The 18908-nt window shown below is 65.3% G+C and carries 23 protein-coding genes; 11 read left to right on the plus strand and 12 right to left on the minus strand.

The annotated features are described in order from the left end of the window. The first annotated feature begins 15 nt into the window (after positions 1-15). From ACQ4WL_RS07820 to ACQ4WL_RS07835, 4 genes are all read left to right on the plus strand, one after another. Positions 16-537 (plus strand): MarR family winged helix-turn-helix transcriptional regulator, encoded by a 522-nt coding sequence (locus ACQ4WL_RS07820; RefSeq protein ID WP_436509638.1) that lies wholly within the window; start codon positions 16-18, stop codon positions 535-537. After that, on the plus strand, positions 534-1280 hold the full coding sequence (locus tag ACQ4WL_RS07825) for a HEAT repeat domain-containing protein (protein ID WP_436509158.1): 747 nt from the start codon (positions 534-536) through the stop codon (positions 1278-1280). The genes ACQ4WL_RS07820 and ACQ4WL_RS07825 overlap by 4 nt, the downstream gene beginning before the upstream one ends. 25 nt (positions 1281-1305) lie before the next feature. Further along, positions 1306-1638 (plus strand): DUF6616 family protein, encoded by a 333-nt coding sequence (locus ACQ4WL_RS07830; protein WP_436509159.1) that lies wholly within the window; start codon positions 1306-1308, stop codon positions 1636-1638. 61 nt (positions 1639-1699) lie between these two features. Continuing rightward, positions 1700-2290: a DUF1287 domain-containing protein gene (locus ACQ4WL_RS07835; RefSeq protein WP_436509160.1), complete on the plus strand. Its 591-nt coding sequence runs from the start codon at positions 1700-1702 to the stop codon at positions 2288-2290. Here ACQ4WL_RS07835 and pdxR (ACQ4WL_RS07840) read toward each other — a convergent pair. Then, positions 2259-3731: a MocR-like pyridoxine biosynthesis transcription factor PdxR gene (pdxR, locus tag ACQ4WL_RS07840; RefSeq protein WP_436509161.1), complete on the minus strand. Its 1473-nt coding sequence runs from the start codon at positions 3729-3731 to the stop codon at positions 2259-2261. The genes ACQ4WL_RS07835 and pdxR (ACQ4WL_RS07840) overlap by 32 nt on opposite strands. 104 nt (positions 3732-3835) lie before the next feature. On the opposite strand from pdxR (ACQ4WL_RS07840), the gene ACQ4WL_RS07845 reads away from it, so the two are divergent. Together ACQ4WL_RS07845 and ACQ4WL_RS07850 are read left to right on the plus strand one after the other, a co-directional pair. Then, complete coding sequence (locus ACQ4WL_RS07845; RefSeq protein WP_436509163.1) at positions 3836-4276, plus strand: carboxymuconolactone decarboxylase family protein; 441 nt, start codon at positions 3836-3838, stop codon at positions 4274-4276. Positions 4277-4356: 80 nt separating this feature from the next. Continuing rightward, on the plus strand, positions 4357-4665 hold the full coding sequence (locus tag ACQ4WL_RS07850; protein ID WP_436509164.1) for a hypothetical protein: 309 nt from the start codon (positions 4357-4359) through the stop codon (positions 4663-4665). A gap of 117 nt (positions 4666-4782) precedes the next feature. Here the strand turns inward: ACQ4WL_RS07850 and ACQ4WL_RS07855 are convergent, their stop codons facing one another. Further along, complete coding sequence (locus ACQ4WL_RS07855) at positions 4783-5958, minus strand: multidrug effflux MFS transporter (RefSeq protein WP_436509166.1); 1176 nt, start codon at positions 5956-5958, stop codon at positions 4783-4785. Positions 5959-6148: 190 nt separating this feature from the next. On the opposite strand from ACQ4WL_RS07855, the gene epsC reads away from it, so the two are divergent. Beyond that, on the plus strand, positions 6149-7087 hold the full coding sequence (epsC, locus tag ACQ4WL_RS07860) for a serine O-acetyltransferase EpsC (protein ID WP_436509167.1): 939 nt from the start codon (positions 6149-6151) through the stop codon (positions 7085-7087). A 105-nt stretch (positions 7088-7192) separates the two neighbouring features. Here epsC and ACQ4WL_RS07865 read toward each other — a convergent pair whose 3' ends face one another. The 4 genes from ACQ4WL_RS07865 to ACQ4WL_RS07880 form a co-directional block, all read right to left on the minus strand. Next, entirely contained in the window at positions 7193-7672 is a 480-nt protein-coding gene (locus ACQ4WL_RS07865; protein ID WP_436509169.1) for an META domain-containing protein, read from the minus strand. An 85-nt stretch (positions 7673-7757) separates the two neighbouring features. Next, a complete protein-coding gene (gene bla, locus ACQ4WL_RS07870; RefSeq protein WP_436509171.1) occupies positions 7758-8663 on the minus strand; it encodes a subclass B3 metallo-beta-lactamase in 906 nt (301 codons plus the stop codon). A 169-nt stretch (positions 8664-8832) separates the two neighbouring features. Next, positions 8833-9543: an HAD-IA family hydrolase gene (locus ACQ4WL_RS07875; RefSeq protein WP_436509172.1), complete on the minus strand. Its 711-nt coding sequence runs from the start codon at positions 9541-9543 to the stop codon at positions 8833-8835. A gap of 55 nt (positions 9544-9598) precedes the next feature. Continuing rightward, entirely contained in the window at positions 9599-10036 is a 438-nt protein-coding gene (locus ACQ4WL_RS07880) for an META domain-containing protein (protein ID WP_436509173.1), read from the minus strand. A 149-nt stretch (positions 10037-10185) separates the two neighbouring features. On the opposite strand from ACQ4WL_RS07880, the gene ACQ4WL_RS07885 reads away from it, so the two are divergent. The 4 genes from ACQ4WL_RS07885 to ACQ4WL_RS07900 all read left to right on the plus strand — a co-directional run bounded on the left by ACQ4WL_RS07885 (position 10186) and on the right by ACQ4WL_RS07900 (position 14625). Next, entirely contained in the window at positions 10186-11127 is a 942-nt protein-coding gene (locus tag ACQ4WL_RS07885) for a hypothetical protein (protein ID WP_436509174.1), read from the plus strand. Continuing rightward, the gene (gene pdxR / locus ACQ4WL_RS07890; RefSeq protein WP_436509176.1) at positions 11124-12593 is read left to right on the plus strand and encodes a MocR-like pyridoxine biosynthesis transcription factor PdxR; all 1470 of its coding nucleotides are present in this window, start codon (positions 11124-11126) and stop codon (positions 12591-12593) included. Before ACQ4WL_RS07885 ends, pdxR (ACQ4WL_RS07890) begins: the two co-directional genes overlap by 4 nt. 97 nt (positions 12594-12690) lie before the next feature. Further along, on the plus strand, positions 12691-13896 hold the full coding sequence (locus ACQ4WL_RS07895; RefSeq protein WP_436509178.1) for a benzoate/H(+) symporter BenE family transporter: 1206 nt from the start codon (positions 12691-12693) through the stop codon (positions 13894-13896). 186 nt (positions 13897-14082) lie between these two features. Continuing rightward, complete coding sequence (locus tag ACQ4WL_RS07900) at positions 14083-14625, plus strand: gamma carbonic anhydrase family protein (protein ID WP_436509180.1); 543 nt, start codon at positions 14083-14085, stop codon at positions 14623-14625. Here the strand turns inward: ACQ4WL_RS07900 and ACQ4WL_RS07905 are convergent. The 6 genes from ACQ4WL_RS07905 to yfiR all read right to left on the minus strand — a co-directional run bounded on the left by ACQ4WL_RS07905 (position 14598) and on the right by yfiR (position 18806). Next, positions 14598-15542, minus strand: a complete 945-nt coding sequence (locus ACQ4WL_RS07905) for an acyl-CoA desaturase (RefSeq protein WP_436509181.1) — start codon at positions 15540-15542, stop codon at positions 14598-14600. The two genes, ACQ4WL_RS07900 and ACQ4WL_RS07905, sit on opposite strands and share 28 nt — an antisense overlap. Then, the gene (locus ACQ4WL_RS07910) at positions 15539-15856 is read right to left on the minus strand and encodes a DUF3144 domain-containing protein (RefSeq protein ID WP_436509182.1); all 318 of its coding nucleotides are present in this window, start codon (positions 15854-15856) and stop codon (positions 15539-15541) included. Before ACQ4WL_RS07910 ends, ACQ4WL_RS07905 begins: the two co-directional genes overlap by 4 nt. Positions 15857-15923: 67 nt before the next feature. Then, entirely contained in the window at positions 15924-16394 is a 471-nt protein-coding gene (locus ACQ4WL_RS07915; RefSeq protein WP_436509639.1) for a gluconokinase, read from the minus strand. Between the two features lie 32 nt (positions 16395-16426). Further along, complete coding sequence (gene yfiB / locus ACQ4WL_RS07920) at positions 16427-16930, minus strand: outer membrane lipoprotein YfiB (RefSeq protein WP_436509184.1); 504 nt, start codon at positions 16928-16930, stop codon at positions 16427-16429. Between the two features lie 17 nt (positions 16931-16947). Next, entirely contained in the window at positions 16948-18219 is a 1272-nt protein-coding gene (gene dgcN, locus ACQ4WL_RS07925; RefSeq protein WP_436509186.1) for a diguanylate cyclase DgcN/YfiN, read from the minus strand. Continuing rightward, positions 18216-18806, minus strand: a complete 591-nt coding sequence (gene yfiR / locus ACQ4WL_RS07930) for a regulatory sequestration protein YfiR (RefSeq protein WP_436509188.1) — start codon at positions 18804-18806, stop codon at positions 18216-18218. The genes dgcN and yfiR overlap by 4 nt, the downstream gene beginning before the upstream one ends. Between the last annotated feature and the right edge of the window lie 102 nt (positions 18807-18908).

Here is an 18908-nt window from a genome sequence, read left to right on the forward strand (position 1 = left end):
ATATTGCGCCATATGATAAAACTCGAACAAAAATACACGGCCTTGCTGGGCGACGTGCAGCGCCGCGCGCTCGGTCCGGACATGCCGGCATCCATCGGTCGCCTGCGCCTGTGCTTTGAAGTGCTGGGCCTGGCGTCCGCCATCGATGGCGATTGCGCCACGCGCCTGGGCCGGCATGGCTTGTCGGAAGGCAAGTTCGTCTTGCTGTCCCTGCTGCGCGACGTGCCCGAGGGGCTCTCGCCGCACGCACTGGCCGAGCGGGCCGGCGTGACGCGCGGCACCATCACGGGCTTGCTCGACGGCCTGGAGCGCGACGGTTTCCTGGCGCGTCACGCGGATCAGTTCGACCGGCGCAAGCTGCTGGTGCGTCTGAGCGCCAAGGGAGAAGCTGCGGCCTCCACCTTGGTCGATGAGCACGCGCAATGGATGGCCAGCCTGTTTGCCGATTTCACGCCGGACGAGATGCAGTTACTGAGTGCGCTGCTGGAAAAAGCCTGGCGCAAGACGGATAAAGGTGAAATGCAGGGCGCGCCATGAGCCGTGGCATCGCTGATATTGCTCCCGCGCGCCTGGACCTGCTGAACGCGGGGAGCGTAGCCAGCGCCACCCTGACAGAAGGGTTGGCCATCGATTTCACCCAGCTGCTGGCCGCAGCCGTACCCGACATCGGCGCCGCCCGCCTGGACCGGATGCGCGCGCAAGCCGCAGCGGGCATCACCCTGCGCATGGTGCTGGCGGCGCAATTGCTGCTGGAGGCTAACGCCGACCTGGCGCTGCTGCAAGCGCACGCATCCGACACGGTACGTGGCTGGGCCTGCTTTGCCATCGCCGCCCAAGCTGGCTGGCCCTTGCCGCAACAGCTGGCCGCCATGCGGCCGCTGGCCGACGATGGCCACTTCGGCGTGCGCGAATGGGCCTGGCTGGCGCTGCGGCCCCGGCTGGCTGCGCATCTGATTGACGCCATTGCCTTGCTGGCGCCGTGGACGGCGGACGCGTCGGAAAGAGTGCGCCGCTTTGCCTGCGAAGCGCTGCGCCCGCGCGGCGTGTGGTGCGCGCATATCGCCCAGTTAAAAGAGCAGCCGCAGCTGGCCTTGCCCCTGTTGCAGCCCCTGCGCGCCGACCCGGCCATCTACGTGCAGGATTCCGTGGCCAACTGGCTCAACGATGCGGCCAAGAGCCAGCCGGACTGGGTGCGCAGCCTGTGCGCGCAATGGCTACAGGAAAGTCCCAATGCCGCCACGGCACGCATCTGCAAGCGCGCCCAGCGCTCGCTCGTCTGACAATTCATCTTTTTAAGGAGAAACCATGCATTACCTGTTAGAACTGTACAGCCCGAAACCCGCCTGGCTGGCCCTCGATGGCGCCGCGCGCCAGGCGTATTTCGATACGGTGGGCGCCGGCATGGCGGCCTTGTCCGGCAGCGGTGCCGAAGCGCTGGCCATGGGCGCCATCGACGGCGGCAAGCTGCATGCGGCTGCCCAGCAATTCTATGCCGTCTGGCGCTTCCCGGACGAGGCAGCACTGGACGCCTTGCTGGCCGGCATCGCCGCCACGGGCTGGCATGATTACTTCGACACCGTCAATGCGGCTGGCCCGGCCGTGGACTTTCCTGCCCACCTGGCGCAGCTGGCCGCCTAGCGTCCGACGTTTTTCCTGCCGCTGCGGTAAAGTTGGCATTTCTATCCGATAATCGACGTTGATGCCAATCAAACTGCTCTCCATCCTGATGCTTGCCCTGGCGCCCATGCTGGCGTCGGCAAGCCCCGCCACCCCGCAAGCCCTCGTCGCCGCCGCCCGCAGCCAGGTGGGCGTGACCCTGCAGTACGACCCGCGCTACGAACGTCTCGCGTATCCGGGCGGCGACGTGCCGCTCGAGCGGGGTGTGTGCACGGATGTGGTGGTGCGCGCCTACCGCCAGCTGGGGCAGGACTTGCAGGTGCTGGTGCACGAAGACATGCGCAAGGCGTGGCAGGTGTACCAGCAGCAGGGACGCTGGCAGATGAAAGGGCCGGACCGCAATATCGACCACCGCCGCGTGCCGAACCTGGGCACGTACTTTGCCCGCCACGGCACCAGCCTGTCGCCAAGCAAGCAGGCGAACGCTTACCGGGCGGGCGACATCGTCACCTGGCGCCTGCCGCGTAACCTCACGCACATCGGCATCGTCAGCGACAAGCAGTCGTGGAGCGGCGTGCCGCTCATCATCCACAATATCGGCGAGGGCGCGCGCGAGGAAAATATTTTATTCAGCTATCCGATCACGGGGCACTATCGTTGGCAACCCCGCTGAGGTGCAGGGGCGCCATGTCTTGCAGGATCGCCAGCACACGGGCCAGCGCCGTGTCGATATCGAGCTTGTCGATGGCGCCATAGCCGAGGAACAGGCCTTCATGGCGGGCGGGCCCATGGTAAAAGCTGGCCAGCGCATACAGGCTGACGTCGGCCAGGCGCGCCCGGCGCAGCAATTCGGCGATATCGAGCGGCGCCTGCGCCAGCGCCGCCACGTGGAAGCCGGCGCTGGCCGGCACCAGGCGGAACCACGGCGACAACGGGCCGTTGAACCAGTGCTGCAGCCGTTTGCGCCGCCCCGCATAAATGTCGTGGCAGCGGCGTATGTGGCGCAACAAATGGCCGTCGCCGATGAACTTGGCCAGCGCATGCTGGCCCAGGCTGGCCGTATGGCAATCGCTCAGGTATTTCACCGTCTGCATGGCGGCCACGAGGGCTTGCGGCAGCACCACATAGCCGAGCCGCAACTCCGGCAGCATGATCTTGGAAAAGCTGCCCACATGTGCCACGATGCCATAGCGGTCCATGCTTTGCAGCGCGTCCTCGGGCCGGCCTTCATAGCGGAAGGCGCTGTCGTAATCGTCCTCGATGATGATGGCCCCCAACTGCCGGGCACGCTCCAGCAAGGCATGGCGGCGCGCCATGCTCATCGGCATACCGAGCGGAAATTGATGCGCAGGCGTGACATAGATCAAGCGCGTGCCGTCGGGAATCTGCGCGACGACGAGACCATCCTCGTCCACTTCCACGCCCACCACGCGCGCGCCCTGGCTGGCGAACACGGCGCGCGCCACGGGGTAGCCAGGTTCTTCCACGGCAACCGTGTCGCCCGGCTCCAGCAGGGTAAGCGCCAGCAGATGCAAAGCTTGCTGGGCGCCGCTGGTGACGAGCACCTGTTCCTCGGTGCAATGGATGCCGCGGCTGAAGGCGGCATGGCCGGCAATTGCCGCGCGCAAGGCGGGCAAGCCTTCTGTGCGGCCATAGCGGCCGCGTGCCTGCCCATCCTGGCGCAGCGCGTGCAGCATGCAGGCGCGCCATTCATCCTGCGGGAAGTGCGCGGGCGTGGCGCGCCCGCCAATGAAGGCGTAGCGGGCGGGCGTTTCCTGGCTGGCCTGGCGCAAAGGCGTGGGCGTCGCTTCCCAGCGGGCGATGCGCTGCGCGCTGGCCAGCGGCGTGCTGGCGTGGCGGCGCTGCGGCGAGGCATGCGGTGTCTGCACGAAGCTGCCCACGCCCACTTTGCCGACCAGCAGCTTTTCATAAGCGAGCTTGTCATATACGTCGGAGACCGTCTTGCGCGACAGGCCCAACTGGCTGGCCAGCAGGCGCGAGGGTGGCAATTGCTGGCCGTCGGCAAGGCGGCCCGAGCGGATGGCTTCGCTGAGCTGGCGGTACAGCTGGCCGCCCAGGTCGCGCGTGCCGTCGATCAGGATATGTAATTCCATGGGGTTTCTGCTGGTGGTCTGCTGCTTTTCGGGGGGATTGGCCTGCCGCGCGGACTTCTTGCGCTTTTACAATGATGCATCTTTACTCCATCAAGGAATGCATCATGACACAGCAACGACTCGATTTTACACAAGCTTCGCCGGACGCCGTCAAGGCCATGTATGCGCTGGAAGCGGCGATTGCCAAGCTGGGCGTGGAACACGCGCTGCTCGAGCTGATCCGCCTGCGCGCCTCGCAAATCAATGGCTGCGCCTTTTGCGTGGACATGCACACGAGCGACGCGCGCAAGGCGGGCGAAACGGAACGCCGCCTGTATGCCGTGTCCGTCTGGCGCGAAACGCCGTTCTTCACGCCGCGCGAGCGGGCCGTGCTGGCCTGGACGGAAGCGCTGACCCTGCTGCCGCAGAATCATGCGTCGGACGAAGACTATGCGGCGCTGGCGCAGCAATTGACGCCTGCGGAAATGGTCAACGTGACCCTGGCCATCGGCTCCATCAATACCTGGAACCGCCTGGCTGTGGGCTTTCGCAAGATGCCAGAATAAACCCTGTGTTCGTTCGCGAACAGACGCCTGGCTGGTCCCTGCGTAGTCTGACAGGACGATTGATCAGCCAGGGAGCAGCCATGCAAGTACATACCGGGGAAGGCGCCGAAAAGACGCCAGGGCAGCAAGAAGAAGCGCAGGAAGAGGCGCGCCGCGCCTTTGTCACTGAACTGTGGCGGCGCTTTGAAACCTTGCAGGAATGGGCTGTCAGCCACTGGCCAGACCAGCAGCATCCCCTGAGCTCGGCCGACTTCGTCGAATCGCGCAAGGAAATCTTGAGTTTGCGTTCGCCGGCGGGGGCGTTGAACCAGCCGTCGCAGAACAATGAAGCCGAACCGGAGCAGGGCGGGGCACAATATGTCGACGTGACGCCCGCGCCGTGGCCGTAATCGTGGCTGTATATTGCTCGTAGGTCGGATTAGCGGGGCCGCCGAGGCGCTTGCGCGTAATCCGACTTGAGCCGCCAACAATGGTGTCGGATTACGGCCCTCCGGGCCTAATCCGACCTACGCTTCAGCTTTACCCTGCGCAAACACCCAGCAAATCAAACTCACCAGCAGTCCCGCCATCACGCCATACGCCAGGTTCAGCGCGCTGTCGAACAGCAGCGGTGCCACCAGGCCCGACACCAGCGCGAACAGCAGCATCTGGATGAACGATTGCATCGACGAGGCCAGGCCACTGTTGTTGGGGAAGTGGTTCAGCGCCATCAGGGTCATCGGCGGCATGGCGATCGACAGGGCGAACGAGTAGAAGAACAGGGGCAGCACGGCCCACGGCACTTCGGCGGCAAAGAAGTAGTTATAGCCGATGTTGGCCAGCGCTGCCACCAGCATCAGGATGAAGCCGGCCCAGATCATCTGGCGCTGGCTGGTGCGGTGGGCGATTTTCGCCGACAGGGCCGAACCGAACACCATGCCGCTAATTAAGGGAATGAACAGCCAGGCGAACGCCGTCTCCGGCAAATGCAGGATGTTGATGATGAAGTAGGCGGCCGAGCCGATGTACAGGGCGAAGCCGCCAAAGGCGGCGCCGATGGCCGTCGACAGCAGCAGGAACTGGCGGTGGCACAGCACTTTCCAGTAATTGACGGCGATGTCGCCCAGGTGGAAGGCGTGGCGCTGCTCCTTCGGCAAGCTTTCCGGCAGCGCGCGCCAGACGACGACGAACATCAGCACGCCGAAGGCCGTGAGGAACCAGAAAATCGCCCGCCAGCCCAGGCCCACCTGCAGCCAGCCGCCCAGCACGGGCGCGATGGCCGGCGCCAGCGCGAACACCATCATGATGTGCGAGAGGATTTTCTGCGCGGCGGCGCCCGAATAGCGGTCTTGCACGATGGCCCGGCCGATCACGGAACCGGCGCCCGCCGACAGGCCCTGCAGCACGCGCCAGGCCAGCAGCCAGCCCAGCGACGGCGCCAGCGCTGCGCCCACGGAGGCGATCACATACAGCACCAGCGAAACGAGAATCACGGGACGGCGGCCGAACGAATCGGACAGGGTGCCGTAAAACAGCATCATGAAGGCGAACGTGAACAGGAAAAAGCTCAGGGTTTGCTGCACCAGCAGGGGGCTGGCATTGAAATCGTGCACGATGGCGGGGAACGACGGCAGATAGGTGTCAATTGCAAGCGGTCCGACCATCGCCAGGCCCGCCAAAATCCAGGTTAATAATTTAGTCATGTTGAAGAGTGTTTTTGTTAGTCCGTCATTTTACGCTAGTGGCAACAATCGGGTTTGGCACCGGCGCTGTTTGCCAGCCATATGCGTTTTTCGCATATGAAAGCTTGAAATTCTTCGTTTGCATCGCTTGTCGCCACCGTTAAACTGGGGCGACCCGGCCTGTTTGCCGTTTTTTTGGAAGTGATACGCCATGCACAGCACTGACCCCGCGGCGCCCGCCGACGACACGGCCCAATGGAACCTGGGGCCAGTGATCCAGGCCTTGCGCAGCTCGCGCGAAGACAAGCACAAGATCCGCCATAACGGCAGGGTGCGAGAACTGCCGTCGCGCGAAGCGCTCACCACCATCGTCAACGGCCTGTCGGCAGCCCTGTTTCCCACGCATTACGGACGGCCGAATCTCACCGATGAAAGCATCGACTATTTTGTCGGCGATACCCTCAACACCACCCTGAACCGCCTCAGTGAGCAGGTGCGGCGCGGTTTGCTATTTTCGGTGCCTGCCGGCGAGGAGCAGGCTGCCGCCAGCGACGATGCGGCGCTGGCGCAGCAGGCGCGCGACATCACGCGCGCCTTTGCCGCCAGCTTGCCCGACATCCGCGCCTTGCTTGTGTCGGACGTGCAGGCTGCCTACGCGGGCGACCCGGCCGCCACCTCGGTGGCCGAGATCATGCTGTGCTATCCGGGCACCATCGCCATTTTGTACCACCGCCTGGCGCACCGCCTGCATGCACTGGGCGCGCCGTTCCTGGCGCGCCTGATCGCCGATATCGCGCATACCCTGACGGGCATCGACATCCACCCTGGCGCGCACATTGGCGCGTCCTTCTTCATCGACCATGGCACGGGCGTGGTGATCGGCGAGACGGCCATCATCGGCCAGCGCGTGCGCCTGTACCAGGCCGTCACCCTGGGTGCCAAGCGTTTTCCGGCCGATGCGTCCGGCGCGCTGATCAAGGGCACGCCGCGCCACCCCATCGTCGAGGATGACGTGGTCATTTACGCGGGCGCGACCGTGCTGGGGCGCATCACCATCGGCGCAGGATCGACCATCGGGGGGAATGTGTGGCTGACGCAGAGCGTGCCTGCGAACAGTAATGTATCGCAGGCGCAGATGCGCAACGACTAGGTACTGCGGACGGGGGAAGCCCATAGTCAAGGCTGGGGTCAGACCCGGCGGGGGAATGCGCCCTAAAGGGCGGATTCCGATCGCGAAGCGACTGACCCCACAGTTTTACTTCACCGTCAGCGCTTCATAGCGCGCCACGGGCACGCCATCCTTCAGCAGCAGCAATTCCTGGTCGGCGTAGCGGTAGCCATTGACTTCGCCCAGGGTGCTCAAGAGCAGGCGCTCCAGGTCCATGTCCTGCGGCTGGCACATCATCATGGTGCCGGCCAGCTGCGAGAAGGCCAGGGTGCTGACGCCATCGCTGGTGTAGCCGCCCATCGTCTGGTTGCAGCCGCTGTGGCCGCTGGCGCGGCCTTCAGCCAGCATCAAGGTCACTTCGCGCTGTTCAGGCGCCTTGCGCAGCACTTGCTTGCCCTTCAATTCCTTCAGCTTCCATTGCGTGCCCACCAGCTTCGGTGCCGGCTTGGCAGGCGAGGTGGCGCCTGGCGCGGCAGCGGCAGCGTCGCTGCGCACGGGCGTTTGCGCGCAGCCGGCGGTGATGGCGACGATGGCGGCGAGGGGAATCAGTCTGGCGAGTGTGAACATGGCATTTCCTTCTTCAAATGAATGGCGCCAGCGTAGCAGATCGGCGCTGCGCCAGCGTGCACGGTTGACAAGGTCACTGGCAAATTCACGGTTGTTTTTCCTGTTCCAGGCGCGCGTCGAGCAAGGTGCGCGCCGCCGCCACGTAGGCGCGGCAGGCCTGCGGGTCGACAAAGGCATCGCTGCCGGCCGTGGCGCTCGCTTCCAGCCGCTCCCACAAGTGCGAGGCTTCCGGATGGGCCGCAACGAGCACGTCGCAGGGCAGCTTTTCCAGGGTCTCGAAGCTGTGGCGCAAATCTGCCAGGGCGTGCGGATACTCGCTGCTGGCGCTGAACTTGAAGCCGGGACGCGAGACGGCGTTGAGGCTGTCCGCGTAGACCATGTTCAGGCAGCGGGGGCCGTCGCACGACTCCCACGTCCAGCTCAGGCCACCGGGCGTGTGGCCCGGCGTGGCATGCGCCGTCAGCGCAATGGGTCCGACATTGAATTGGCCGCCGTCGCGCGCCAGGCGCATGTCCTTCACGGGTGGGTACTTGGGCAGCGCATGGTATTGCGGATCGTCCGGTCCCACTTCGCCCGACGCCAGGTCCAGCGCCGCCGACGGGCTGGCGGCCACCAGCGCATTGCTGCGCCGCTGCAGTTCGGCCAGGCCGCCCGCATGGTCGATATGGCCATGCGAATTGAGGATCAGTTTCACGTCTTCGATGCGAAAGCCCAGGGTGGCGATATTGGCGATGATCTTGGGCGCCGATTCCGGCAGGCCGCCGTCGATCAGCGCGTGGCCCTGCGGCGACGTCACCAGCACGGAACTGAGGCCTTTCACGCCCACATAATAGGTATTGCCGAAGATACGGAACGGCGCCTGGTCGGCATTCCAGGTGGCGCAGACGTCGCAGCCCGGCGTCGGCGGCGTGACTGGCGCCTGCGCCAATGCCAGGGAGCCATGGCTTGCCAGCAGCGCCAGTACCAGCGCGCGTGTAAGAGTGAGGGGCATTGCGATCCTTATCCATGTTGCCAGGGTGGCGTATGCTGACATGGAACGGAGCTGGACGCAAACGCCTAAGGGGGCGCGGGCGGCGGGCCGGCGCGGACCATGGCCGAAGCCCCTGTGGCGCAAGCTGCCTTCCTCGTAACGCGTACGATAGCGGCCGCACCGCAGCAGGCTATCTTGTCGCGGGTATTGCAGCCGTCTCGGCCAGCACGATGAAACCATCCGCATCGACGGTTGCCACGATGCACTCGTAGTTGGCGATGGCGGGGTGGCGCGTGGCCAGCGGGTGTGCATGTGTGGCGGTGACGACGATGACCTTCGCGCCCGCCGCCTCGCCCGCCTCGATGCCGACGGACGCATCTTCGAACACCAGGCAATCAAAGGGTGCCACGCCCAGTTTTTCAGCCGCCAGCAGGTAGCAATCGGGTTTTGGTTTACCCGCCTTGACGTCTTCCGCCGTCACCATGATGGCGGGAATGGGCATGCCGGCCGCCTTCAGGCGTGCCGTGGCCAGCGCGCGCGGTGCCGACGTGACGATGGCCCATTGCGCCGGCGGCAGCGACTGCAGAAAGCGCAGCGCGCCCTGGACTTCAATAATCCCTTCCACATCGATGATTTCCGCATCCGTGATGCCCTGCGACTCGCGCTGCGCGTCGACGCCGGGCAAGCGCAGTTTGGCGATGGTGTCGACCGAACGCGCGCCATGGATGGTGGGCAAAAAGGCTGCCACATCGAGGCCCTGGCGCTGCGCCCAGGTGCCCCAGATGCGTTCGGCGGCGGCGATGGAATTGATGACGGTGCCGTCCATGTCGAACAGAAAAGCCCGATAGCGACCGGCGGCCGATGGTGTAGGGGATGAAGACGGCGAGGGCAGGGCGGACATGGCTTCCTTCCGGATGATGGGCTGGAAGCCATTGTAACGGCAGTCGATTTTTATTTCACAGGTAGACCGATTCAAACTTGGCCACGGCCGCGCCATCCTTGAGCAGGATCAGCTGTTCGCCCTCAAGCTGGTAGCCCGTCACGCTGTTCAAGTTGGCCAGCACGGCGCTTTCCAGCTGCATCAGTGGTGGCGGGCAGGCCATGCGCGTGCCAGCCAGTTGCGTGAAACGCAGGGCCGTGCCGGCCAGCGTGTAGCCGCCCATCACGCGGTTGCAGCCCGTGAAACCGGTGACCTTGCCATCGTCGCTGAGGGTGATGCGCACTTCGCGCTCCTGCTGTGGCGCCATCGCCACCTGCGCGCCATCGAGCTGCGTCAGTTTCCAGTAGGTATTCGTCAGGCTGGCGTTTGGCTTGGCGCTGTCGGACGTGGCAGCGCAGCCGCCGGCCATGGCGATGGTCGCGGCAAGAGGAAGGTACTTCAGGCGATGCAGCATGGAAGGCTCCTGTTCATGGGTGAATAGTCGCCAGACTAGCAGTTTTCCCCTGCGTACTGGCGTACTGTAGCGACGATTGTTTTCATTTTGCCAGCCTTGGTATTACACTCATGCTTTCTGCTGTTCAACCTTGATCGGGAGCCGGGCCGATGCTGCAAGCGCAAGCGCTGGATAATCGACTGGTCGCCACCAGTGCCGACGACGTGCTGGTCGACCGCATCGTGCCAGGCGCGCCGCTGGTCATCGCCTTCGGCTTCGTCTCGTGGACCACGCGCCCCGCCTTCGATTTTTACGGGCGCCTGAGAAAGCTCGAGCAGGCCAGCGGGCAGCCGCTGAACAAGATCCTTGTGCGCGATTCGGGCAATGCCTGGTACCACCGCCAGATTGCGGGCCTGGGTAATCACGTGGATGAAACGGCGCAGGCCCTGCGCGAGCTGGTGAACCGCATTGCGCCAAGCCAGGTCACCACCCTCGGCCAGTCCATGGGCGCGTACGCGGCCGTCATGTTTGGCTTGCTGCTCGACGCGCAGCAGATCGTCGCCTTTGGCCCATTGTCCTTCCTCGACGTGCAGCAGGCGCGTTTGTACCATGAGTTGCGCTGGCTGCCCGTGATGGAGTCGCTGGCGCAAGACCCGCCAGCCTCGGGCTATTACGACCTGGCGGCCCTGTGCCGCGCCAGGGCGACCGAGCATACGCAGCTGCACCTGGTGTTCGGCACACGGCCCGACGTGGCGAACCTCGGCGCCAGCGCCAGCGAATCGGTGAACCTCGACGCCATGCACGCGCAGCGCCTGGCCGCCTTCGGCCGCTGCACCCTGCACCCGTTTCCCCAGTCGGGCCACGCGGTGGTGCAGCACCTGATCGACACGCAGCGCATCAATGGTTTGCTGGCCGCATGCATAATCGGTCTCACGTTGGCGCCCGAGCCGATGCCGCAGATCGGCCCCGCGTGGAAGGACTGGGTGGCGGAAAACCTGCGCCTCGGTTGCGCCGGCGAGCAACTGGTGGCGGTGCTGCAGCAGCATGGCTTTTCGCTGGCCAGCAGCGTCGCTGCCGTGGATGCCGTTCGCGCCGCGCCGACAGCGCCATGACGCCGCAGTTCGAACTCGACACCCTGAAAATCCGCATCGCCGCTCCTGAACTGGCGGCGCTCGACTTGCGCGTGCGCGTGCAGCGCGCGCTGCGCCAGTTGATACTCGATGGCGTACTGGCGCCTGGCTTGCGCCTGCCGGCCACGCGCGCGCTGGCGCAATCGCTGGGCGTGTCGCGCGATACGGTGGAAATGGCGTATGCGCAGCTGCGCCTGGACGGGTATATCCAGCGGCAGGCGGGATCGGGCAGTTTTGTGTCGCCGACGATAGGCGCCAGCTTGCTGGGCAAGCCTGCGACTGCGCTGCCGCCCTTGTCCGCGCAGCCGGCGGCCCTCAGCGCGCGCGGCGCGCACATCCTGGCCAGTGGCGGCGTGGTTGACCAGCAGAGCGTGAAGGCATTCGCCACGGGCTTGCCGGAAACGCGGGCCTTTCCGCTCGACGTGTGGGAGCGCTTGCGGCGCCAGGCGGCCAGCGAACACCATGTGTTGCTGCATGGCGACCCGCAAGGCGCCGCACCCCTGCGCCAAGCCATCGCCGACTATGTCAACCTGGAGCGGGGCGCGCGGGCCACGGCGGATCAGGTGCTGGTCTTGAGCAGCACGCGCCAGGCCCTGTACCTGTGCGCGCAGGTGCTGGCCGACGCGCATGGCCCGATATTGATGGAAGATCCCGGCTATTTTGGCGCGCGCAAGGCGTTCGAGATGGCGCAATTGCAGGTGCTGCCCGTACCGGTCGATGCGCATGGACTGTCCATCGAGCACCTGCGGGCCGACCGCAGCGGGGCCAACACGATTTACGTCACGCCGTCGCATCAATACCCGACGGGCGCCACACTGGCGCTCGAGCGCCGCTTCGCGCTGACCGCCTGGGCCGCCGAGCGCCAGGGCTGGATCATCGAAGACGATTACGACAGCCAGTTTCATTACGCCGGCTTGCCGACGGCCTGCGTGCAGGGACTCGATACGCAACAGCGCACGATTTATCTGGGCACCTTTGCCAAGTCGCTGTATCCGGGCCTGCGCCTCGGCTACATGGTGCTGCCGCCCGCGTTGGTGAAACCGATGACGTATGCGCGCAGCATCCTCGACGGGCATACGCCGCAGCTGGATCAGCTGACACTGGCCCGTTTCATCGCCGATGGCCATTTTGCGGCCCATGTACGCGCCATGCGCAAGGTCTACGCCGTGCGCCGCGATGCGATGGCGCAGGCCGTGCAGCGGCACTTGCCGCACGTGGTCACGGCGCAGCTGCCGCCGGGCGGCTTGCAGATGCCGTGTTTGCTGCACGAGGGCAGGGACGAACTGGAAACGATACGGCTGGCGGCACAGGCGGGCATTGTGCTGCCGGGCCTGAGCCGGCTGTATGCGAGGCCGCCGGCGCGCGGTGGCTGGCTGCTGGGCTTTGCGGCCTTGAGCCCGCACGAGATCGAGAGCGGCATCGTCCGCCTGGCCCGCGCGCTGGGATAAACTTGCTAAAGTGGTCTGTTGATCCGCGATGAATTGGCCTGCTCGGGCGGTCCATATGGCCATTAAGATGCTCCCTTTCAATGCCAGGGGCATATTCATGACAACAACCACAACCACCGCCGCTATGGCCGACCGGCTGAACTGGCGCGATCTTGCTGCCCCCACGATGGCCGCCTGCATCTCCGTCCTGGTCAACTATGGCGGCACCTTCGTGCTGGTGTTCCAGGCGGCCCAGTTGGCCCAGCTCAGCGCGGCGCAGACGGCGTCCTGGGTCTGGTCGCTGAGCATCGGCGTGGGCGTGACCGGCATCTGGCTCAGCTACCGCTACCGCGCGCCCATCATCACGGCCTGGTCCACGCCCGGCGTGGCCTTCCTGGCCACCGTCATGCCGCACACGCCGTACGCGGAGGTGATCGGCGCCTACATGGTGTCCGCCATCGCCTTCATTTTGCTGGGCATGTCCGGCGCCTTCGAGCGCCTGGTGCGGCTGATTCCTGGCGGCATCGCCGCCGGTTTGCTGGCCGGTATCTTGCTGCAGTTTGGCGTGAACGCGTTTGGCGGCGCCAGCGCCGATCCGCTGCTGGTGGTGGTATTGCTGCTGTCGTACGCCGTGCTGCGCCGTTTCACGGCACGCTTTGCCGTGGTCGGCATCATGCTGGTCGGCCTGGGCCTGCTGCTGGCGCAGGGACGCATCGATGCGCACGGCATCGAACTGGCCCTGGCCGCGCCCGTGTTCGAAATGCCGCGCTTTTCCGTGGCGTCGCTGCTGGGCGTGGCGCTGCCGCTGTTCCTGATTACCCTGACGGGGCAGTACATGCCGGGCATGCTGGTGCTGCGCAATGACGGTTACCCGGTCAGCGCCAATCCGATCTTGACGGTGACGGGACTCGGTTCGCTGCTCATGGCGCCATTTGGTGCGCACGCCTTCAACGTGGCCGCCATCACGGCCGCCATCTGCACGGGCAAGGATGCGCATGCGGACCCGTCGAAGCGCTATGTCGCTGGGCTGGCGTGCGGCGTGCTGTACATCCTGGTGGGTATCTTCGGCGTCACCCTGGCCAGCCTGTTCATGGTCTTGCCGCGCAGCTTCATCACGGCGCTGGCGGGCCTGGCCCTGCTGGGCGCCATCGGCAACAGCCTGGCGCAGGCGATGGCGGACGTGCGCATGCGCGAAACGGCGTTGATCACCTTCCTGGCGACGGCCGCGAACGTGACCTTGCTGGGCGTGGGCGGCGCCCTGTGGGGGCTGGCGGCGGGACTGGCGGCGCATGCGCTGATGCATGGCTGGCGCAAGGCGGCTTGACGGCGGCATAGCCATTTTGCCAGCCGCCGCATACAATTGCTGCGCCCGTGCCCGTTGGCACCGTACTTTCCCCGATGTGAGCGATGGCCGAGTTGAGCTCCCTGGCGCATGGCCTGGCGATTTTCGCGCTGGCCGCCGGCTGGGTGTGAATGTTTACTTTTACTATTAATGAAGAGTGAGAAAGCGATGCCAGTCAGTTCCTACCTGAATACCCGTCCCGTCGTGGGCGAACGCGTCTACCTGCATGACACGGCGCAAGTGATTGGCGATGTGCAGATCGGCGACGACTGCTCGATCTGGTGCAACAGCGTGCTGCGCGGCGACGTCAACCGCATCGTCATCGGCGAGGGCAGTAATATCCAGGACTTTTCCATGGGGCATGTGTCGCACAAGAATGCGGCCAAGCCCGACGGTTCACCCTTGACCATCGGCAAGTACGTGACCATCGGGCATTCCGTGATCTTGCATGGCTGCACCATCGGCGACGAATGCCTGATCGGCATGGGCAGCATCGTCATGGATGACGTGGTGGTGGAAAAACACGTGATGCTGGGTGCGGGCAGCCTGGTATCGCCCGGCAAGGTACTGGAAAGCGGACATCTGTATGTGGGCCGGCCCGCCGCCAAGGTGCGCGCACTGACCGAAGCGGAGATCGCCTACCTGCGCTATTCGGCCGAGCATTACGTGCGCGTAAAAAACAATTATCTGGCCGGTGGGGACGAGGCCTGATCGCCAGCGCGATCAAGGCGGCGCAGTTCCGGCCGCGGCGCCAGGTCTTGCGGCAGGCGCAGGCCGGACACCAGGCCCATGCGCTGCCACAGCAGCAAGACCCACCAGCCCGGGTCCCACTCGCCCGGTAGCAGGCCCAGCCTGGCCGAGCCGGGATAGGCGTGATGGTTGTTGTGCCAGCATTCGCCCATGGTCAGCAGCGACGTCAGGCGGATATTTTTCCCTTGCACGGCGGCGCCTTCGACATGAAAATGCATTTGCCCATGGTTGTGGGCGAAGTAGCCGATCAGCCAATGGCCGAGTACGCCGGCGCTGACGCGCGCGCAGACACCCCAGCAAACCAGGCCCCAGCCACCCCAGGCGAAGAACAGCAGGGCCCACGGCAGTTGCTGCAACATCCAGGTGGCTTCCAGGAAACGATAAAAGCGGTCGTGCGCGATGCGCGGCTCGATGGCGATGTGCGGCGGGTGCTCGAGCTCCAGGCGGCAGTGTAATTGCCACCAGGCATCGCGCCAGAAGCCGGCGCCGTGGCGCAGGTAGGGGTGGCAGTCGGGCAGGCGCTGGGCATAGTCGCGCAGTTCGTGCTGGCGCAGCAGGCCCAGCGGACCGCTGAGTCCCACCAGCACGCCCAGGTAGACGAGTACATATTCCAGCCATTGCGGGCATTGATAGCTGTCGTGGATCAGCTTGCGGTGGCTGCCCAGCGAGTGGCCGAACAGCAGGACGATGGCCGTGCCGCTGACAAACAGCAGCAGGCCGGTCCAGCTGAAGAAGAGCACGGCGCCGGTCACGGCGCCGGCCAGCATGGCTGTCAGCCACAGCGATGGCAAAGGCGCATGGCGTACTGAACCTTTCAGCACGCTGCCAGCGTGCGTGGCGCGGGCGCGGTGGTTATCCAGGCTGGCAGCCGTGATCAACCCTCGGGGGCCGACGACGGTTGCGTGTACTTGTCGAAGTTGGTGATGTAGTCGTTAAAGTTGTCGGTCAGCATGCGCTTGTACTGTTCCGTGAAGAACGCCACGGCGCCTTCCTTCTCTGCCTGCATCTTGGCCACGTCGTTGCTCTTGCTGGCGACGAGGAAGGCGTTGAAGCGGGCGGCCGCGTACAGCAGCGAGGTGGCTACTTCATTGCCGCCGCTGTGCATGCATTGTTCATTGGCCAGGGCGATGACCTGGTCGGCGCGTTCCCAGAATTCCGGGCCCGGTGCTGGTTTTGTCGTTGGTGTGGTCATAAAAATCCTTCATGAAAGTGCGCGCCAGTCTACACAGGGGGCCGCGGGCTGTCCAGCCGCGCGCCTGTCAGGGTGCTTGCAGGATCTGTTCGACCAGCACGGCCAGCGGCTGGCGGATATCGAGCACGATGCCGGCCTCGTCCGCTTGCAGTGCTTGCAGGGTGCGCAGCTGGCTGTCGAGCAGGCTGGGCGGCATGAAATGGCCGGGGCGCTGCATGCGGCGCTCCAGCACGTCGCACGGACCGTCCAGGTGGGCGAAGCGCAGGGCCGGGTCGCCTTCGCGCAGCAGGTCGCGGTAAGCACGTTTCAGGGCCGAACAGGACACCACCAGGCCGCGGCCCTGGGCGCAGGCCGTGGCGATCTGCTGGCGCAGGGCGGCCAGCCAGCCGGCCCGGTCGGCATCGTCGAGCGCGATACCGGCGGCCATCTTGGCCACGTTTTCCGGGGTATGCACGTCGTCGCCTTCCACGTAGGGCACGTGCAAGGTGTCGGCCAGCAGGCTGCCGACGGCGCTCTTGCCGCAGCCGGATACGCCCATCACGACCCAGCGCACGACGGGCCCGCCCGCTCTCAAGGCGCCGAGACGATGACAGTGACGCGGCGGTTTTCTGCCTTGCCCGTTTTGCTGGCGTTCGAGGCCACCGGTTTGCTCATGCCCAGGCCCTTGACGGCGATGTTGTCACGTGGAATGCCCGATGCGCTCATGGCGTCGGCCACCACATTGGCGCGCGCCAGCGACAGCTTGTTGTTGTACGCTTCCGTGCCTTCGTTATCCGTATGGCCTTCCACGCGCATGTGGGTGATGCCCACTTTCAGCAGGGCGGCGCTGATTTTCTGGATCGCGGTGCGGCTCGGCGGCGTCAGTTTGGCAGCGTCGAATTCGAACAGCAGCTTGTCGGTAAAGCTCAGTTCCCAGCCTTCGTCGGTCTGGTTGAAGCCCTGTTCCTTCAAGGTGGCGACTTGCTCGGCGTTGAAGATGGGCTTGGTCTCTGGCGTGCTCTGGCAGGCGGCCAGCAGGCCCAGCATGAACAGACCGAGGAAGCCGAGGCGTAATTGCTTGTAGATGAATTGCATGGTGTTGCTCCTTGGGGTCAGGGGTGAGGGTGGGGTTGCGGCAGGCGTGCCACCTGGCGCGTGCCGCGCTGCACCTGCTTGGCGCGGTACATGGCTTCGTCCGCCGCGCCGACCAGCGAGGCGGCGTCGATGGCGTGATCGGGGAAGACGGCCACGCCGATGGTCAGCGAGCTGACGATGCTGTTGCCGGTAGGCAGTTCAATGGCTTGCGCCATGGCGGCGATGATGTTGTCGGCGATGTGCATGGCATCGCTGCTGTTGCGCAGCGGCTTGAGCAGGATGGCAAATTCGTCGCCGCCCAGGCGGGCCACCAGGTCGCCTTCGCGCAATTGCTGCTTGATGCGCGCGGCGATCGTCACCAGCACGCGGTCGCCCGAGGCATGGCCGAAGGTATCGTTGATGTACTTGAAGCGGTCGCTGTCGAGAAACAGCATGGCCACCTTGCCATTGCTGACCCGCGCTTCGAGGATGGAACGTTCCAGCTCCGCTTCCATGAAGGCGCGGTTCGACAGGCCCGTCAGGCTGTCGTGGTTGGCGCGGTGCGACAGCGAGGCGTGTTCCTTTTGCAGATGGCTTTGCCACGCTTCCAGTTCGTCGAGCAGGGCGTTGAAGTCGTCATTGATCTGGTTCAGTTCGGCGATGTTGGCCGGCGGCACGCGCAATTCGAACGAGCGGTCGCGCCGCACGCGGTGGGCCGTTTCCGCCAGGTGGCGCAGGGGCGAGGTGATTTCTGTTTCCATGCGGCGCGACAGGCGCACGGCGACGACCAGGCTCAGCACCAGGCAAGCCAGCAGGCAGGAGAGGCCGCTGAGCAGGAAGGGCAGCAGGCTGCGGCTGTGCGGCACCAGCTTGATGCTGCCGATGGCCTGGTCATTGCGCATGATGGGGAACGTCAGCGAATCGGGCAGCATCCAGCCCGTCAGCGCGCGTTCGATGTAGTAACGGGTGCTATGTTCGCCCCGTTCCCAGCGGGCCAGGACCTTGCCGGCCTTGTCGCTCACCTGTGCCTGGTCGATATCTTCATTGACGCCGATCAGGGCCAGCGCTTCCCTGGCGACCATGGAGTCGCCAAAGACGACGGCCCCTTCCACCGTGTAGCTCATCGAGCGGGCCACCAGGCGCAGGTTCTGGTCCGAATAGACGCGCAGGGCCAGCAGCGCCACGGCTGTCAGGGTCAGGCCGGCCGCCAGCACGGCGATCAGTGACACGCTCAGGTGGGCGCGCCGCAGCACGCTGTCGAGCGTGGGACGGGGCTTGCGCGTCAAGCGGGGAGGCATGCTGGCGCTCATGGCGACGGTACCTTGCGACGTGCAATTTGCAAGGCGTTCGGATGCACGCGCAGGCCGCTGCGGGCGATGGCGTCGAGGTTGACATCAAAACCGATCTGCGCCTCGGAGAGGCGCAGGCAGAACATGGTGCCCATGGTGCAGGACGTGCCGGGTTCGGCGACCGATAAAATCGGCTTGCCGATGATCTGCGCCAGCAGATGCTCGCGCTCGCCCTCGGGCAGGCTGCCCAGGTAAATGACGTCGCATTCGCCGGCCGCGGCTGCCGCCGCCGGGATTTTCACGCGGATGCGCTGGCCCAGGCTGGAGGCGGGCGTGTCGACGATCGCCGCGCCATAGCGGGGCGCGCCGAGCATGCAGACGCGCACTTCCGGGCGCGCCACGGGCCAGCGCACATAACTGATGATGCCAAACAAGACCTGGGCCACCTCGGCGGGACGCCTGGCGTCGGCCGTCGCTCCCGTCTGCGCCCACGCCGCAGACGGCGCCAGCGCGCCGCAGGCGAACAGCGAGGCCAGCAGCGAGGTCAGCAGCATGGCGAGCAGGGCAGGCAGCGCGCAGCGCTGCCGGTGGCGAAGGGAGGAGGGCACGGCGTCGGGTGTCTTTATTCAGGTCGGGTGGCTACTCAAATTGCTACTCATCAGCACAGACTGTACGGAAGTCCATGCTGAAAGTAAATCACGGCGCTACGC

Source organism: Janthinobacterium kochi (assembly GCF_051380715.1).
Lineage (GTDB): Bacteria > Pseudomonadota > Gammaproteobacteria > Burkholderiales > Burkholderiaceae_D > Janthinobacterium.

What these genes read in the sequence shown, in the direction of transcription:
- ACQ4WL_RS07835 (WP_436509160.1), top strand. Translation starts at nt 1,700, where the DNA reads ATGCCAATCAAACTGCTCTCCATCCTGATGCTTGCCCTGGCGCCCATG.
- ACQ4WL_RS07880 (WP_436509173.1), bottom strand. Translation starts at nt 10,036, where the DNA reads ATGCTGCATCGCCTGAAGTACCTTCCTCTTGCCGCGACCATCGCCATG.
- ACQ4WL_RS07845 (WP_436509163.1), top strand. Translation starts at nt 3,836, where the DNA reads ATGACACAGCAACGACTCGATTTTACACAAGCTTCGCCGGACGCCGTC.
- yfiB (WP_436509184.1), bottom strand. Translation starts at nt 16,930, where the DNA reads ATGCAATTCATCTACAAGCAATTACGCCTCGGCTTCCTCGGTCTGTTC.
- epsC (WP_436509167.1), top strand. Translation starts at nt 6,149, where the DNA reads ATGCACAGCACTGACCCCGCGGCGCCCGCCGACGACACGGCCCAATGG.
- ACQ4WL_RS07850 (WP_436509164.1), top strand. Translation starts at nt 4,357, where the DNA reads ATGCAAGTACATACCGGGGAAGGCGCCGAAAAGACGCCAGGGCAGCAA.
- ACQ4WL_RS07855 (WP_436509166.1), bottom strand. Translation starts at nt 5,958, where the DNA reads ATGACTAAATTATTAACCTGGATTTTGGCGGGCCTGGCGATGGTCGGA.
- ACQ4WL_RS07885 (WP_436509174.1), top strand. Translation starts at nt 10,186, where the DNA reads ATGCTGCAAGCGCAAGCGCTGGATAATCGACTGGTCGCCACCAGTGCC.
- dgcN (WP_436509186.1), bottom strand. Translation starts at nt 18,219, where the DNA reads ATGAGCGCCAGCATGCCTCCCCGCTTGACGCGCAAGCCCCGTCCCACG.
- bla (WP_436509171.1), bottom strand. Translation starts at nt 8,663, where the DNA reads ATGCCCCTCACTCTTACACGCGCGCTGGTACTGGCGCTGCTGGCAAGC.
- ACQ4WL_RS07865 (WP_436509169.1), bottom strand. Translation starts at nt 7,672, where the DNA reads ATGTTCACACTCGCCAGACTGATTCCCCTCGCCGCCATCGTCGCCATC.
- ACQ4WL_RS07895 (WP_436509178.1), top strand. Translation starts at nt 12,691, where the DNA reads ATGACAACAACCACAACCACCGCCGCTATGGCCGACCGGCTGAACTGG.
- pdxR (WP_436509176.1), top strand. Translation starts at nt 11,124, where the DNA reads ATGACGCCGCAGTTCGAACTCGACACCCTGAAAATCCGCATCGCCGCT.
- ACQ4WL_RS07910 (WP_436509182.1), bottom strand. Translation starts at nt 15,856, where the DNA reads ATGACCACACCAACGACAAAACCAGCACCGGGCCCGGAATTCTGGGAA.
- ACQ4WL_RS07915 (WP_436509639.1), bottom strand. Translation starts at nt 16,394, where the DNA reads ATGGGCGTATCCGGCTGCGGCAAGAGCGCCGTCGGCAGCCTGCTGGCC.
- ACQ4WL_RS07875 (WP_436509172.1), bottom strand. Translation starts at nt 9,543, where the DNA reads ATGTCCGCCCTGCCCTCGCCGTCTTCATCCCCTACACCATCGGCCGCC.
- ACQ4WL_RS07825 (WP_436509158.1), top strand. Translation starts at nt 534, where the DNA reads ATGAGCCGTGGCATCGCTGATATTGCTCCCGCGCGCCTGGACCTGCTG.
- pdxR (WP_436509161.1), bottom strand. Translation starts at nt 3,731, where the DNA reads ATGGAATTACATATCCTGATCGACGGCACGCGCGACCTGGGCGGCCAG.
- ACQ4WL_RS07830 (WP_436509159.1), top strand. Translation starts at nt 1,306, where the DNA reads ATGCATTACCTGTTAGAACTGTACAGCCCGAAACCCGCCTGGCTGGCC.
- ACQ4WL_RS07900 (WP_436509180.1), top strand. Translation starts at nt 14,083, where the DNA reads ATGCCAGTCAGTTCCTACCTGAATACCCGTCCCGTCGTGGGCGAACGC.